Genomic DNA, 15,060 nt, shown 5'->3' with positions numbered 1-15,060 from the left:
TGCGTAACAATTGCCGTCGTGCTCACTGGCAGGACGCAATTTCCTTTACATCCCCCTTGGTAATCTGGCGGTCTGTCCCCATCATTCACCGCGCAACGCCCGACACCGTCGGGTGCCCTCGCAATCAGGAGATGCATCATGGCCTATACCCTGCCCAAGCTGTCCTACGCCTACGACGCGCTGGAACCGCATATCGATGCGGCGACGATGGAAATCCATCACACCAAGCATCACCAGACCTACATCAACAACGTCAACGCGGCGCTGGAAGGCACCGAGTACGCTGACCTGCCGGTCGAAGAACTGGTGAAGAAGCTCAAGTCGCTGCCGGAGAACCTGCAGGGTCCGGTGCGCAACAACGGTGGCGGCCATGCCAACCACTCGCTGTTCTGGACCGTGATGGCTCCGAATGCTGGCGGCAACCCGGTGGGCGACGTGGCCAAGGCCATCGACAAGGACCTGGGCGGCTTCGACAAGTTCAAGGACGCCTTCACCAAGGCTGCGCTGACCCGTTTCGGCAGCGGCTGGGCGTGGCTGAGCGTGACCCCGGACAAGAAGGTCGTGGTCGAGAGCACCGGCAACCAGGACAGCCCGCTGATGGAAGGCAACACCCCCATCCTCGGCCTGGACGTGTGGGAACATGCGTACTACCTGAAGTACCAGAACCGCCGTCCGGAATACATCGGCGCGTTCTTCAACGTCATCGACTGGAACGAGGTCGAGCGCCGTTACCAGGAAGCGATCGCCTGACTGAGTGACGGAATGAAATGAGAAGGCCGGGGGAGACCCCGGCCTTTTTGTTTGCCAGCTTCTGGACGTCGGGCAGGACCTGGTGGGGGCCGAAGGCGGGGTTATTCGGCGGTGGCCATATCACCCTGCAGGCGCAGGGTGGCCATCACGCCCAGGCGCAGGCCGGGCAGGTCGCCGTCGGCCGGCAGCAGGATCGGCTGCTGGCGGATGCCGCCGAAGTGCTTGACCTGGAACAGCACATCCAGGCCATGACCGCTGCTGCCGCCACCACTGGCCGCAGGCGCCTCGACGCGACCGCCGGGATTGCGCCGGGCGGGCTGGAACCCCGGGGTGCTGCGCACGAGCTCGACGGTGGTTGCCGAGAAATCGCCGGCGATCAGGCTGGGCATCCCCTCGGCGGTGGCGCCGATCCAGGTCATCAGGTCGCTGGTCTGATGCTGGCGGGCGGTGGCCTCGTCCGGGTCCGGGCGCAGCCGTGCCACATAGATGTTGACCAGTGCCTCACCCAGCTTCAGCCGCATCATGCCGGCGGCGCTGAAAGTGCCGGGTGGGTGCAGCAGGGTCACGCCATCCTCGCTGACCGGCAGCCGGGTCAGCATCGCGTTGCCATGCCTCAACGGCTGGCTGGGTGGATCGGCGGTAACGAAGTCGCAGCTGTAGCGCAGCCGGCTGGCCAGCCAGCAGGCCGGGTTGCGGCCCTGTTGCTGCAGCACCTGCTGCACCGAGATCACGTCCGGCTGCAGGTCGGTCAGCAGCTGCGCGACCTGCTCGCGGCGCTGTTTCCATTGCGTGTCATCGCGGCTGGGCAGTTCCAGTGCGGCCACGGTCAGCTGGCGGGGCTCGCTTTCGCTGGCCGTTGTGGCCGGTGCCTGCGGCCGCGCCTGCGCCTGCAACGCCATCAGCAGCACCAGGCAACTGAGCAGGAGACGGGCGGGGACGAGGGGGCGCATAACGATAAGTTTACGCTTTTGTCGTGCAGGTGCCGTGACTTCCGGCATGGCATGCGGTGTCTGCCATGGATTGGCACCGTTGTCATGCAGCCCTGCAGCGTGCTTCGCAAGCCCTGCTTCCGGTAATCTTGCGCCTTTCGCTTTGCAGGATTGCCTTACAGGATGAGCCACGACGCAGTTGCCCCCATCGCCGGCCAGGGAAAGATGCCGCGCCAGATCCCGTACATCATCGGCAATGAGGCCTGCGAGCGGTTCAGTTTCTACGGGATGCGCAACATCCTGGTGCAGTTCCTGATCACCTCGCTGCTGCTGCAGGAAATCACTGCGGAAGGCCGTGCCGGTGAAGCCAAGGACATCATGCACAGCTTCATGATCGGCGTGTATTTCTTCCCGCTGCTCGGAGGCTGGCTGGCCGACAGGTTCTTCGGCAAGTACCACACCATTCTCTGGTTCAGCCTGGTCTACTGCGCCGGCCACCTGTGCCTGGCGTTGTTCGAGAACAGCCGCGAGGGCTTCTTCCTCGGCCTGGGCCTGATCGCGCTCGGTGCCGGCGGCATCAAGCCGCTGGTGGCCTCGTTCATGGGTGATCAGTTCGACCAGAGCAACAAGCACCTGGCCAAGATCGTCTTCGACGCCTTCTACTGGATCATCAACTTCGGCTCGCTGTTCGCCTCGCTGCTGATCCCGCTGGTGCTGAAGAACTGGGGCCCGCAGTGGGCGTTCGGTATCCCGGGCATCCTGATGTTCATCGCCACCTTCGTGTTCTGGCTGGGCCGCAAGCGCTACGTGCTGGTGCCGCTGCCGCCGAAGGATCCGCATTCGTTCGCCAACGTGGTGCGCACCGCGCTGACTGCGCGCGTGGCAGGCCAGGGCCGTCCGGGCCTGGTGATCGCGGTGCTCGGCCTGGTGCTGGCAGTGGCCTCGTTCGGCCTGGTCGGCTCGCTTGGCATTGTCATCTGCCTGTGCCTGGCGCTGGTGTCGATCCTGGCGGGCATCGGCGGCGGCACCTGGCTGCAGCTGGAGCGCGCCCGTGGCCAGCATCCGGCCGAAGCCGTGGAAGGCGTGCGCTCGGTGCTGCGCGTGCTGGTGATCTTCGCCCTGACCACGCCGTTCTTCTCGTTGTTCGACCAGAAGGCCTCGACCTGGGTCCTGCAGGGCCAGCAGATGCAGATGCCGAGCTGGTTCACCGCCTCGCAGATGCAGGCGCTGAACCCGCTGCTGGTAATGATCCTGATCCCGTTCAACAACCTGGTGCTGTACCCGGCCCTGCGCCGCTTCGGCTTCGAGCCGACCGCACTGCGCCGCATGACCGCCGGCATCGCCTTCAGTGGCCTGGCCTGGATCGTGGTCGGCGGCATCCAGGTGGTGATGGATGGTGGCAACGCCATGTCGATCTTCTGGCAGATGCTGCCGTACGCGCTGCTGACCTTCGGTGAGGTGCTGGTCTCGGCCACCGGCCTGGAGTTCGCCTACAGCCAGGCGCCGCAGGCGATGAAGGGCGTGGTCATGAGCTTCTGGAACCTGACCACCACCATCGGCAACCTGTGGGTGCTGCTGTCCAATGCCGCCGTGCGCAACGATGCCGTGACCCACAAGATCGCCAGTACCGGCCTGAGCGAGGCGGCATTCCTGATGTTCTTCTTCGCCGGTTTCGCCTTCGTCGCGGCGTTGGCCTTCGGTTGGTATGCGAAACGCTATCGTATGGTCGACAACTACCGTAGCGCCTGAGCCTGACATGACCCCCGTCAATCTGCTGTTGATCGCCATCACCGCCATCCTGTCGTGGATGGCGTTCAACAACCGCAAGCTGGCCGACCGCCTGATCCTGTGGCCGCCGGCCATCGACCGTCACCGCCAGTACGACCGGCTGGTGACCTATGGCTTCATCCATGCCGACTGGTCGCACCTGATCTTCAACATGATCACCCTGTTCTTCTTCGGGGGATTCATCGAGAGCGTGATGGTGCAGCTGACCGGCAGCTACCTGACCTACCCGGCGTTCTACATCGGTGCGCTGCTGGTCTCGATCCTGCCCAGCTACCTGAAGAACCAGAAGAACCCGAACTACCTCAGCCTGGGTGCGTCCGGGGCGGTGTCGGCGGTGCTGTTCGCCTTCATCCTGATCAAGCCGTGGTCGATCATCCTGGTGTTCTTCATCCCGGCGCCGGCCATCGTCTATGCCGCGTTCTACGTCGGCTACAGCATCTGGATGGACAAGCGCGGCGGTGACCGCATCAACCACAGCGCCCACCTGGCGGGCGCGGCGTTCGGCGTGATCTTCATGCTGGCCATGCAGCCGAGCATCTTCACCCACTTCCTGCGCGAGCTCTCCAACCCGACCTTCCGCCTCGGCGGCGGTTGATGGCGGGAGCGGGGCGGATCGGCAGCGATCCGCCCCGGCAGGCTCAGATCGCGGTCTGCTGGCCGTAGGTGTCCAGCAGGCGGGCGAACACTTCCTCGCCGATGCGCTGGAAATCCTGGTCTTCGGTCTGCCCTTCCACCGCCAGTTGCAGCAGGCCCTCCAGCAGGGCGCGGTCGGTGTCGGAATGGGGATCGCTGGGGTGCATCGGTGCCTCCGCGGTGGTGCGCATGATCAACGGTCGCAAGGGCCGTGCCAGCCTGGCCGTACCCCTCCACAGGCGATAGCGGCCGCCGGCCCTCCAGCTTGAGGGTCGAAAACTGACGTGAACGGACTGGACTTGCCCCTGTTCAGGCTTCACGCGATCATGGCGCCAGGCTGCGCACCATCCACGCAGTCGCCGCAGGAGACAGTTCCATGGCTTCGGTCACGCCCCCCGGTCTGGCCTACGAGGTCGAACACGACCTGGCCAACCATCGCTTTACCGCCCGTGTGCGCGGACAGCTGGCGGTGCTGGATTACCAGATCAAACGCAGGCGCATGGTCATCACGCATACCGAGGTGCCCGAGCCGATCGCCGGCCGGGGCATCGCCGGTGAGCTGACCCGTGTGGCGCTGCGTTTCGCCCGCGAGCAGAAATACAAGGTGGTGCCGGCGTGCTCCTACGCCGAGGCCTTCCTGCAGCGGCATGAGGAGTACCACGACCTGCTCGTTGGCTGAATGCCAGCGGGCCACGCTTCAGCCATGGCAGGCGATGATGTACAAACATGAACAGGGGATCCCGATGAAGATTGGAAACAACCGGCCATTGCACGGCAGCGTGCTGGCCGGCGTGGTGGGCGTGCTGTTGCTGGCCGGTTGCCAGCGTGAAAGCGAACCGGCACCGGTGGCCGACGGGGCACCTGCCGCCGAGACCACCGCCGCAGGCGAAACGCCGGCCACGGAAGCGCCGCTGGACCTGCGCGACGTGATCGAGAACAACGAACGCGAAGTGGTGGGCATCAGCTACCCGGCCGGCATCGACCGCTACCCGGGCCTGGCCCGCGCGCTGCAGGACTATGCCACCAGCGCTCGCAGCGACCTGCAGCAGGCACTGGACGGGCTGGGCAATGACAAGCCGACCATGCCCTACGAGCTCTCGCTGAGCTTCGAGAAGCTGCTGGAAACGCCACAGCTGGTGGTGGTCAGTGCCGATGGCAGCCGCTATACCGGTGGCGCCCACGGCGAGCCGCTGGTGGCGCGTTTCGTATGGCTGCCGGCGCAGCAGCAGATGCTCAGCGCCGACAAGCTGGTGGCCGATGCCAAGGGTTGGAAGGCGATCAGTGATTTCGTTGCCGACCAGCTGCGCGAACGCGTGGCCACCCGCCTGAGCGGCGAGGACATGGACCCGGCCCATCTGCAGGAATCGCTGCGCAACGCATCGCGCATGATCGCCGACGGTACCGGCCCGCAGGCCGACAATTTCAGCCAGTTCCAGCCGCTGACCGACGACAAGGGGCATATCACGGCGCTGCGCTTTGTTTTCCCGCCCTACCAGGTGGGTCCATACTCGGACGGCACCCAGACCGCCGATGTCCCGGCGGCGGTGCTGTTGCCGCACGTGGCCAAGGACTACGTGGAGCTGTTCGCACGCGGTTGACCGCAGTCGAGGAGGTGGCGTGGATACAGGGTTGCAGGAGCGGGTCGCCGGCCTGCTGCAGGAAGCCGGGGTCCGCATCGGCGGTACCCAGCCACAGGATATCCAGGTGCATGACCCGCGCTTCTTCGCGCGGGTCATGGCGCACGGCTCGCTCGGCCTCGGCGAGAGCTACATGGAGGGTTGGTGGGATGCCAACGTCCTGGATGATTTCCTTGTCCACCTGATGCAGGCGCACCTGGACGAACGGGTGCACGGTTGGCGCGAAGTGGCCGATGCGCTGAAGGCGCGCCTGTTCAACCTGCAGGTGGGGCAGGGCAGCTACGAAGTCGGCCGCCGCCACTACGACCTCGGCAACGATCTCTACCAGGCCATGCTCGGCCAGCGCCTGGTCTACAGCTGTGGCTACTGGCGCAATGCCGACGATCTCGACACCGCGCAGGAAGCCAAGCTCGACCTGGTGTGCCGCAAGCTGGGGCTGCGCCCGGGCCAGCGTGTGCTGGACATCGGCTGTGGCTGGGGCGAAGCCCTGAAGTTCGCTGCCGAGCGCTACGGCGTCAGCGGCGTCGGCGTGACCATTTCGCAGGAACAGGCCGAGTTTGCCCGCGAGCTGTGCGCGGGGCTGCCGATTGAAATCCGTCTGCAGGACTACCGGGAACTGGACGAACCGTTCGATGCGATTTTCTCGATCGGCATGTTCGAGCACGTCGGCGACAAGAACTACGCCAGCTTCTTCGAAGTGGCCAAACGCTGCCTGTCGCCGCGTGGCCTGCTGCTGCTGCATACCATCGGCACCAACATCTCGCGGCATCGCACCGATCCGTGGATCGCGCGCTACATCTTCCCCAACTCGATGCTGCCGTCGGCAGTGCAGATCACCCGGGCGTTCGAAGGCCGTTTCGTGCTGGAGGACTGGCACAACTTCGGCACCGATTACGACCTGACCCTGCAAGCCTGGCGGCGCAACGTGGAAGCGGCATGGCCACGGCTGGATGCGCGTTACGACGAGCATTTCCGCCGCATGTGGCGGTTCTACCTGGCCGGATCGATGGCCACCTTCCGCTGCCGGCATGCGCAGTTGTGGCAGCTGGTGCTGTCGCCGGAAGGCGTGCCGGGCGGGTACGTGGCGCCACGCTGATCTGCAAGAGCATCCACGCCATGCGTGGATGACCCAACAAAAAACCGCCCGGTTTCCCGGGCGGTTTTCGTTTCAGGCTGCCGCAGCGGCGATCAGTTGCCGGCGCCGGTCAGGCCACGCTTTTCCAGCAGCGGTTCGATCTGCGGCTCGTGGCCGGCGAAATCGCGGAACAGCTGCATGGCATCCACGCTGCCACCCTTGGACAGCAGCGTGGCGCGGAAGTGGTCGCCGTTCTTGCGGCTCAGGCCGCCGTTGTCCTTGAACCACTTCTGGGTGTTGGCGTCGAGCACTTCCGACCAGATGTAGGCGTAGTAGCCGGCCGAGTAGCCACCCATGATGTGGCTGAAGTACGGGGTCTTGTAGCGCGGCGGAACCGGCGCGTAGTAGATGCCGTCCTTCTCCAGCGCGGCGCGCTCGAAGGCCATCACGTCCTTGGCGGCCGGCACCTGGTCGGCGCCGATCTGGTGCCAGCGCTGATCAAGCATGGCTGCACCCAGGTACTCGGTGGTGGCAAAGCCCTGGTTGAACTTGGCCGCCGCCAGCACCTTGTCCAGCAGCGCCTGCGGCATCGCCGAACCGTTCTGGTAGTGCTTGGCGTAGTTCTTCAGGATGACCGGGTTGTCGGCCCACATCTCGTTCACCTGCGAGGGGAACTCGACGAAGTCACGCGGCACCGAGGTGCCCGAGAAGTACGGGTACTTCACGTTGGAGAACATGCCGTGCAGGGCGTGGCCGAACTCGTGGAAGGTGGTGTTCACCTCGTCCCAGGTCAGCAGGGTCGGCTGGCCGGCCGGCGGCTTCGGGATGTTCAGGTGGTTGGCGACCACCGGCTTGAAGCCGGTCAGCTTGGACTGCGAGACGTAGGAGTTCATCCACGCACCACCGCGCTTGGAGGCGCGTGCATACGGGTCGAAGATGAAGATCGCCAGCTGGCTGCCGTCGGCGTCGAACACGTCATAGACGGTGACGTCATCGTGGTAGACCGGCAGGTCGGTGCGCTGCTTGAAGGTCAGGCCGAATTCCTGGCCCGCGGCGTAGAACACGCCGTTCTCCAGCACGTTCTTCATTTCGAAGTACGGCTTCAGCTGCGACTCGTCGAAGTTGTACTTGGCCTGGCGCACCTTCTCGCTGTAGAAGGCCCAGTCCCACGGTTCCAGCTGGAAGGTTGGCTTGCGCGCGGCCTTCTGTTCCTTGTCGATCATCGCCTGCAGGTCGGCGGCTTCGCGCTTGGCGTTGGCCACGGCGGCCGGGGCCAGCTTGCCCAGCATCGCATTGACCGCTTCCGGGGTCTTGGCGGTCTGGTTGGTCAGGTTGTAGGCGGCGAAGTTCGGGAAGCCCATCAGCTTGGCCTTGTCGGCACGCAGCTGCATGATGCGCGAGACCAGCGCGGTGTTGTCGAACTCACCGCCGCGGCTGCCGCGGGTGGTCGAGGCTTCGTAGATCTTCTGGCGCAGGGCGCGGTTGGCCAGGTTGGTCAGCGGCGGCTGGCCGGTGGTGTTGAGCAGGGTGATCACGTACTTGCCGTCCAGGCCACGGGCCTTGGCGGCTTCGGCGGCGGCGGCGATCTGCTCCTTGGACAGGCCGTCCAGCTCCTTGACGTCGTCGACGGTGATCGCCGAAGCGTTCACTTCCGACTGCACGTTCTGGCTGAACTTGGTGCCCAGGTTGGCCAGCTCGGCGTTCATTTCCTTCAGCTTGGCCTTGTCGGCGTCGGACAGCTTGGCGCCGGCGCGCACGTAGTTGTCGTAGTACTTCTCGACCAGGCGCACGCCTTCGGCGTCCAGGCCCAGCTGCCTGCGGGTGTCGTACAGCGCCTGGATGCGGGCGAACAGCTTGCCGTTCAGCGCGATCGCATCGCTGTGCGCGGCGAACTTGGCCGAGTAGTCGGCCTGCAGCTTCTTGCGGGTGTCGTTGGTGTCGGCGCCGACCAGGCTGAAGAACACGGTAGTCGCGCGGTCGAGGACATCACCGCTCTTTTCCAGGGCGATGATGGTGTTGTCAAAGGTCGGCTTGGCCTTGTTGTTGGCGATCGCTTCCACTTCCTTCAGCTGCTGCGCCATGCCGGCGTCGAAGGCCGGGGCGAAGTCGCTGTCCTTGATCTTGTCGAACTGCGGGAAATGCAGCGGCAGCGGGCTTTCGGCGAAGAACGGGTTGGCCTGCTGCGCGGCGGTGCTGGCAGCCGGGGTGGCGGCACCGGCCGAGTAGGCGGGCAGGGCAAGGCCGAGGGTCATGGCCACGGCAAGGGCAAGGCGAGTGGTCAAGGTAGTAGCTCCGGTAAGGCAAACAAGGGCCCGAGGGTAACCCGGTCCGGCGCGGCTGCACTTGTGTCAAAAGGCATGTTGCCGGGGCCGGGCGCGGGTACCATGCATCCACCGCCCACGGCCCGCTGCCATGACCACTGCCTACGATTTCAGCTTCCGCGACCTCGACGGCCAGCCGCAGGCCCTGGCCCGTTATCAGGGCCACCCGTTGCTGCTGGTGAACGTCGCCAGCCGCTGTGGCTTCACCCCGCAGTACACCGGGCTGGAACAGTTGTGGCAGGACTACCGTGAGCGTGGCCTGGTGGTGATCGGCTTCCCGTGCAACCAGTTCGGCGCGCAGGAGCCCGGCGACGCCGCGCAGATCCGCCAGTTCTGTTCGCTGGATTATCCGGTCAGCTTCCCGCTGTCGGAGAAGATCGAGGTCAACGGCGAGGGGGCTGATCCGTTGTGGGCCTGGCTGTCACGCGAGAAGCGCGGCCTGCTGGGCAGTGCCCGTATCAAGTGGAATTTCAGCAAGTTCCTGGTCGATCGCCAGGGGCGGGTGGTGTCGCGTCATGCGCCCACCACCAAGCCGGAGCAGCTGCGCGACGAGATCGAAGCGGTGTTGTAACACGCCCTTGTTCGCGCTGGAGGCGATGTACGGCGTCAGTGCCCCAGCGGCGCCGCCCCTGCCTCGCGGTTGCGCACCTCTTCGGGCAGTGCATCGATCACCTGTTGCATGATCTGCGGCAGGCTGGCCTCGCTGTAGCCGCGGTGGGCATGGGCGATGGTGCCGTCGCGGCCGACGATGAACATGTGGGGTACTGCGACGATGCCGAATTGCTCGGCCAGCGCGCCGCTGGGATCATGCAGGTACTCCAGCTTCGGCCAGTCGCGCTGACGGATCAGACGGCTGACTTCCAGTCGGGGTTCGCCCCAGTTGACCGCGTAGACCTTCAACGCGTCCTCGCCGACCACCTGTTGCAGATGGGCCAGGATCGGAAGTTCCTTGCGGCAGGGGCCGCACCAGGAGGCCCAGAAGGTCACGATCACGACCTTGCCGCGCTGCTCGGCCAGATTGACCGGATTGCCCTTGCGGTCGCTGCCCAGTGCCTGCGGCGGCACGTCGCCACGGGCGGGCGGCGCAGCCCACGCCGGAGCCGCCGCCAGCAGAAGACCGGCAATCGCCCACGCCCGCATCCGGTGCGGGATCCATGTGTCCATCATCCGTGTATTCCCCAGGAGGGCCATCGGCCCGTGTGTGGCGGACCATGCCGGCAATGCGCAGGGCATGCAACAGGTCGGGTGCAGAGGCGGGGGGCGGTGCCCCGCGCTTTACTTCTCGACGAACGCGCGCTCGAACACGTAGTGGCCCGGCTGGCCGATGCGCGGCGAGACCTGGAAGCCACGCGCGTCGAGCACGGTGCGCAGGTCGGCCAGCATCTGCGGGCTGCCGCAGATCATCGCGCGGTCGTTTTCCGGGCTCAGCTCCGGCAGGCCGAGGGTGCGCTGCATCTCGCCGCTCTCCATCAGCTGGGTCAGGCGGCCCTGGTTGGCGAACGGTTCACGGGTGACGGCCGGGTAGTACAGCAGCTTGTCGCCGATCATCTCGCCCAGGAACTCATGCTCACGCAGTTCCTTCTCGAAGTAATCGCGGTAGGCCAGGTCCTTTTCGTAGCGCACGCCGTGGCAGAGGATCACCTTCTCGAAGCGCTCGTAGGTTTCCGGGTCCTTGATCACCGACAGCCACGGCGCCATGCCGGTGCCGGTGCCCAGCAGGTACAGGTTCTTGCCCGGGTGCAGGTCGCTGATCAGCAGGGTGCCGGTGGGCTTCTTGCCAACCAGCACCTTGTCGCCCGGCTTGATGTGCTGCAGGCGCGAGGTCAGCGGGCCGTCCTGCACCTTGATGCTGAAGAACTCCAGATGCTCTTCCCAGTTGGCGCTGGCGATGGAATAGGCGCGCAGCAACGGCCGCGCCTCGGTTTCCAGGCCGATCATCACAAACTGGCCGTTCTCGAAGCGGAAGCCGCTGTCGCGGGTGAGGGTGAAGCTGAAGTAGGCGTCGGTCCAGTGACGGACCTCAAGCACCGTTTCGGCGCCGAAAGCGGAGGACATGGGCGTATCTATCGAAAGTCGTCGGGGTGATTCTATCTCAAATGAGACAGGTTCTCATTAGGCGGAACGAGAGGCGTTCTCAGCGGTAACCCGCTGCCTGCAGCTCGAACAGCTCGGCGTACCGTCCTCCCTGGGCCATCAGCTGCTCATGGGTGCCGCTGGCCTCGATGCGGCCATCGGCCAGCACCAGGATGCGATCGGCCATGCGTACCGAGGAAAAACGGTGGGAAATCAATACTGCGGTGCGATTATCCGCCAGTTCCCTGAACCGCTGGAACACTTCAAACTCACTTCGGGCATCCAGCGCTGCGGTTGGCTCATCCAGGATCATCACCTGCGCATTGCGCATCCACGCGCGGGCAATGGCGATCTTCTGCCATTGGCCACCAGACAGGTCCACGCCCTGCTTGAAGCGGCGGCCGATCAGCTGGTCGTAGCCGCCGGGCAGGTCGTCGATCACTTCCTCGGCCATGCCGCGCCGCGCGGCATCGGCGATGCGTGCCTGGTCATCCATCGCCTCGACCTGGCCGACGCCGATGTTCTCGCCGGCGCTGAGGTTGTAGCGCACGAAGTCCTGGAAGATCACCCCGAGGTTGGCGCGCAGGTCGTCCAGATCGTAGTCGCGCAGGTCGCGGCCATCGAGCAGGATGCGGCCCTCGTCCGGTTCGTACAGCCGCGCCAGCAGTTTCACCAGGGTGGTCTTGCCCGCTCCGTTCTCGCCGACCAGTGCCAGCACTTCACCGGCGTGCAGCTGGAAATCCAGATGGCGCACCGCCCATTGCTCGGCATCGGGATAGCGGAAGCCGACGTTCTCGAACACGAAGCCCTGGCGGATCGGCTGCGGCACGCGCACCGCACCTTCACGCGAGTGGATTTCCGGCTCGATCTGGAAGAACGAGAACAGGTCATCCAGGTACAGCGCCTGGCTGGCCACCTGCGAGAAGCCGATCAGCAGGCCTTCCAGCAGCTGGCGCAGGCGCAGGAAGCTGCCGGCGAGGAAGGTCAGGTCGCCGATCGAAAAGTCGCCGCGCACCGTGCGCCAGGCAATGTAGGCGTAGGCGGTGTAATACCCCAGGGTGCCCAGTGCAGCCAGCAGCGTGCCCCAGAACGCGCGGCGGCGGGCCAGCGCCCGGTTGGCCTGGAACAGCGCCACCGACAGGCGCCGGTAGCGCTCCACCAGGAAGCGGTGCAGGTTGTAGATCTTCACTTCCTTGGCCGTTTCCACGCTGGCACCCAACTGGCGCAGGTAGTCGAGCTGGCGGCGCTCGGGCGTCCACTGGAAGTTGAGGCTGTAGCCGGCCGCGTTGAAGTGCGATTCGCCGATGAAGGCCGGCACCAGTGCCAGCGCCAGCAGCAGGATCAGCCACGGCGCGTAGACCAGCAGGCCAACGGCGAGGCTGGCCACGGTGATCGCGTCCTGCACCTGGCCGAACAGCTGGCTCATCAGGTTCATCCGGCCCATGGTCTGGCGCCGCGCACGGTCCAGCTTGTCCTGCAGGTCCGGGTCCTCGAAATCCTCCAGGTCCAGCGTTGCCGCGTGTTCCATCAGGCGGATGCTGGTGACGTTGGCGAACAGTTCGGAAAGCAGGGCGTCGGCGTAGCTGACCAACCGGCCGAGCAGGTCCGAGGCGATGGCCAGGCCGAACTCCAGCGCCAGCAGGCCCAGCAGTGGATTGAGCACGCCGCTGGACAGCGCCTCCCCCAGCGGCGGGAAACCGGCATCGTGCTGGCTCAGGTGCAGGGCACTGTCGATGATCAGCTTGCCGACGTAGAGCATCGCCACCGGCAGCAGCGCGCGGATCAGGCGCAGCCCCAGGCTGGCCAGGGTGAGCGCGGGGCTGGTCTTCCAGACCATGCGCAGGAACGGCGGCAGGTTGCGCATGGCCCTGAAGCGCTGGCGCAGGCTGGGTTTCTTCGTGGCGGCAGCGCCAGCGGTGGGGGTAGCAGGCATGCGCGTATTGTGCGCGCCTGATACGTGCAGATGGGGTCAGTGCAGCCGTGTGGCCGGCACCGGGATCAGATCCCTTTGCAAAGCGAAGGGATCCGGCCCTCCCGCATCCACGCACGGCGTGGATCTGCCGTGTCGACCAAGGTCGACACCTACCAACAGCAGTAGAAGTCTGTCGAGGGCGGGGTGGGTCAGGTCGCAGGGGCGTGAGCCGCATGGGCACGAGGCATGCCTCGGGCGGGTTGGGCAGGACGCCCAACCCCGGTGTTGCCGTGTGCGCAGGACAGCGCACACGAGCAAGCGGCGACCGAGCTTACATGGACGTACTTGCAGCGTCCCCTGCGACCTGACCCGCCCCGCCAACCCACAGTAGCGCCGGCTTTTGATGTTGCTCTGGTTGTTGCCTCTGCGGGTGCCGGGCGGCAGCCCGGCCAACAAAAGCCTCTTACGGCAGCGGCGGCAGCAGGCCCGCACCCAGCCGGTTCCAGGCATTGATCACCGCAATGCCCATGCTCAGGTCACTGATGCCCTTCTCGTCGAAGTGCGGCGCCAACGCATCGAACGCCGCCTGCGACGGCGCACCGTCGGTCAGCCGGGTCAGTGCCTCGGCCCAGCCCAGCGCCGCGCGTTCGCGGGCATCGAAGAAGCGGCTTTCGTGCCAGGCGGGCAGGGTGTCCAGCTTGCGTGGCTCGATGCCGCCCTTGCGCAGCGTGGTGGCGTGCATGTCCATGCAGTAGCCGCAGCCATTGAGCTGGGAAACACGCAGGAACAGCAGCTCCATCAACGTCGGGTCGATCGAGCTTTCGTGCACCGCCTTGCTGGTGGCCAGCAGGCCCTTGAAGGCCTCGGCGGCCAGGCGGGTGTAGGGGACGCGGGGAGAGGTGTGGTCGGACATTTTCGGCTCCACGGCGGCCAAGATGGCCGCCTTTCATTACAAGGACGCCGTGCCGTCACCGCGCGTGACAACGACCGGCAGCTTTTCCGGATTCAACACGCTGTACACATTGGCGATGCGGCCATCGACCACTTCGATGGTGGTGACCGAGTGCAGCCGATCGCCATGGAAGCGCAGGATCGCCGGTTCGCCGTTGACGTAACCCAGCTGCGCCGGGTGCGCGGCACCACGGCGGGCGATCGCCCAGAACAGGCGGCCGATGCGCTCGGCGCCAAGCAGCGGGCGGATTGCTGCGGTAACCACGCCGCCACCGTCGGAGACCAGCTGCGCGTTGGCGTGCAGCAGGGCCTGGATCGCCTCGCTGTCGCCGCGCTGCGAGGCATCCATGAAGCGCGCCAGCAGCTGCCGGTGCTGGCTGGCATCGGCGTTGAAGCGCGGTCGTCCGGCCTGCAACCGCTGCCGGGCGCGATGCACCAGTTGCCGGCAGTTGGCCTCGCTGTGGCCGATCAGGTCGGCGATCTCGCGGTAGTCGTGGTCGAACGCCTCCTTCAGCAGAAAGGCGGCGCGTTCCTCGGGGCCGAGCCGTTCGAGCAGGGTCAGGAAGGCCACCGAGACATCGTCGGTCAGCGCATGCAGCTGCGCCGGGCCGGGCGCCGGGTCGGGCTCCAGGGTGACCGCCAGCGGCTCGGCCAGCCACGGGCCGACGTAGTGGACGCGCTCGCGCTTGGCCGCGCGCAGCCGGTCCAGGCCGAGCCGGGTGGTGGTGGTGACCAGCCAGGCTTCGGGGTCGCGGACGGCCGCCGGATCGGCGCCGGACCAGCGCAGCCAGGCATCCTGGACCAGGTCTTCGGCGTCGGCGCGGCTGCCGAGCAGGCGGTAGGCCAGGGCCATCAGGCGCGGGCGGTGGGTCTGGAAAGCGGTTTCGGCGTTCATGTGGGCAAGGACGCCGCAGCGGTGCGTGGCGTGACAGAGGGCTTGCGCGGATATTGCCGGCCGGCAGCCGGCACTACCACCCCGCGGCCGGGGGAG

General features: G+C 66.0%; 15 protein-coding genes. 7 read left to right on the top strand and 8 right to left on the bottom strand.

The features are described from left to right. The first annotated feature begins 138 nt into the window (after positions 1 to 138). Positions 139 to 750 (top strand): superoxide dismutase, encoded by a 612-nt coding sequence (locus AC13FN_RS13200; protein ID WP_005410310.1) that lies wholly within the window; start codon positions 139 to 141, stop codon positions 748 to 750. Positions 751 to 851: 101 nt separating this feature from the next. Here the strand turns inward: AC13FN_RS13200 and AC13FN_RS13195 are convergent, their stop codons facing one another. Then, the gene (locus AC13FN_RS13195) at positions 852 to 1,700 is read right to left on the bottom strand and encodes an endonuclease/exonuclease/phosphatase family protein (RefSeq protein WP_197644642.1); all 849 of its coding nucleotides are present in this window, start codon (positions 1,698 to 1,700) and stop codon (positions 852 to 854) included. Between the two features lie 162 nt (positions 1,701 to 1,862). Between AC13FN_RS13195 and AC13FN_RS13190 the strand changes: the two genes are divergently transcribed. Together AC13FN_RS13190 and AC13FN_RS13185 are read left to right on the top strand one after the other, a co-directional pair. Next, positions 1,863 to 3,428: a POT-type proton-dependent oligopeptide transporter gene (locus tag AC13FN_RS13190; RefSeq protein WP_019336733.1), complete on the top strand. Its 1,566-nt coding sequence runs from the start codon at positions 1,863 to 1,865 to the stop codon at positions 3,426 to 3,428. Between the two features lie 7 nt (positions 3,429 to 3,435). Beyond that, a complete protein-coding gene (locus AC13FN_RS13185) occupies positions 3,436 to 4,062 on the top strand; it encodes a rhomboid family intramembrane serine protease (protein WP_010486760.1) in 627 nt (208 codons plus the stop codon). Positions 4,063 to 4,105: 43 nt separating this feature from the next. Here the strand turns inward: AC13FN_RS13185 and AC13FN_RS13180 are convergent, their stop codons facing one another. Continuing rightward, the gene (locus tag AC13FN_RS13180) at positions 4,106 to 4,291 is read right to left on the bottom strand and encodes a hypothetical protein (RefSeq protein ID WP_049453088.1); all 186 of its coding nucleotides are present in this window, start codon (positions 4,289 to 4,291) and stop codon (positions 4,106 to 4,108) included. Positions 4,292 to 4,476: 185 nt separating this feature from the next. On the opposite strand from AC13FN_RS13180, the gene AC13FN_RS13175 reads away from it, so the two are divergent. Genes AC13FN_RS13175 through cfa form a run of 3 tightly spaced genes read left to right on the top strand, consistent with a single transcriptional unit; the run spans position 4,477 to position 6,833 of the window. Next, positions 4,477 to 4,779, top strand: a complete 303-nt coding sequence (locus tag AC13FN_RS13175; RefSeq protein ID WP_006455911.1) for a GNAT family N-acetyltransferase — start codon at positions 4,477 to 4,479, stop codon at positions 4,777 to 4,779. Positions 4,780 to 4,816: 37 nt separating this feature from the next. Beyond that, a complete protein-coding gene (locus AC13FN_RS13170) occupies positions 4,817 to 5,698 on the top strand; it encodes a DUF3298 and DUF4163 domain-containing protein (RefSeq protein ID WP_197644649.1) in 882 nt (293 codons plus the stop codon). 19 nt (positions 5,699 to 5,717) lie between these two features. Continuing rightward, positions 5,718 to 6,833 (top strand): cyclopropane fatty acyl phospholipid synthase, encoded by a 1,116-nt coding sequence (gene cfa / locus AC13FN_RS13165; protein WP_054172157.1) that lies wholly within the window; start codon positions 5,718 to 5,720, stop codon positions 6,831 to 6,833. A gap of 92 nt (positions 6,834 to 6,925) precedes the next feature. On the opposite strand, the gene AC13FN_RS13160 is transcribed toward cfa, so the two are convergent. Continuing rightward, positions 6,926 to 9,094 carry a M3 family metallopeptidase gene (locus tag AC13FN_RS13160; protein WP_217013774.1) on the bottom strand — a complete coding sequence of 723 codons (2,169 nt, stop codon included), beginning with the start codon at positions 9,092 to 9,094 and terminating at the stop codon, positions 6,926 to 6,928. A 130-nt stretch (positions 9,095 to 9,224) separates the two neighbouring features. Between AC13FN_RS13160 and AC13FN_RS13155 the strand changes: the two genes are divergently transcribed. Next, the gene (locus tag AC13FN_RS13155; RefSeq protein ID WP_049434839.1) at positions 9,225 to 9,704 is read left to right on the top strand and encodes a glutathione peroxidase; all 480 of its coding nucleotides are present in this window, start codon (positions 9,225 to 9,227) and stop codon (positions 9,702 to 9,704) included. 35 nt (positions 9,705 to 9,739) lie between these two features. Here AC13FN_RS13155 and AC13FN_RS13150 read toward each other — a convergent pair whose 3' ends face one another. The 5 genes from AC13FN_RS13150 to AC13FN_RS13130 form a co-directional block, all read right to left on the bottom strand. Beyond that, the gene (locus tag AC13FN_RS13150) at positions 9,740 to 10,297 is read right to left on the bottom strand and encodes a TlpA disulfide reductase family protein (protein WP_230080607.1); all 558 of its coding nucleotides are present in this window, start codon (positions 10,295 to 10,297) and stop codon (positions 9,740 to 9,742) included. Positions 10,298 to 10,408: 111 nt separating this feature from the next. Further along, on the bottom strand, positions 10,409 to 11,188 hold the full coding sequence (locus AC13FN_RS13145) for a ferredoxin--NADP reductase (RefSeq protein ID WP_049434844.1): 780 nt from the start codon (positions 11,186 to 11,188) through the stop codon (positions 10,409 to 10,411). A 79-nt stretch (positions 11,189 to 11,267) separates the two neighbouring features. Beyond that, positions 11,268 to 13,139 carry an ABC transporter ATP-binding protein gene (locus AC13FN_RS13140; RefSeq protein WP_197644655.1) on the bottom strand — a complete coding sequence of 624 codons (1,872 nt, stop codon included), beginning with the start codon at positions 13,137 to 13,139 and terminating at the stop codon, positions 11,268 to 11,270. Positions 13,140 to 13,581: 442 nt separating this feature from the next. Beyond that, positions 13,582 to 14,031 carry a carboxymuconolactone decarboxylase family protein gene (locus tag AC13FN_RS13135; protein WP_054172155.1) on the bottom strand — a complete coding sequence of 150 codons (450 nt, stop codon included), beginning with the start codon at positions 14,029 to 14,031 and terminating at the stop codon, positions 13,582 to 13,584. Positions 14,032 to 14,067: 36 nt separating this feature from the next. Next, a complete protein-coding gene (locus AC13FN_RS13130; protein WP_197644657.1) occupies positions 14,068 to 14,964 on the bottom strand; it encodes an RNA polymerase sigma-70 factor in 897 nt (298 codons plus the stop codon). Positions 14,965 to 15,060 lie beyond the last annotated feature (96 nt).

The sequence above is a fragment of the Stenotrophomonas sp. 115C5 genome (assembly GCF_056861055.1).
The sequence above is the reverse complement of the archived record's forward strand: the minus strand, read 5'-3'. Positions and strand labels throughout refer to the sequence as shown.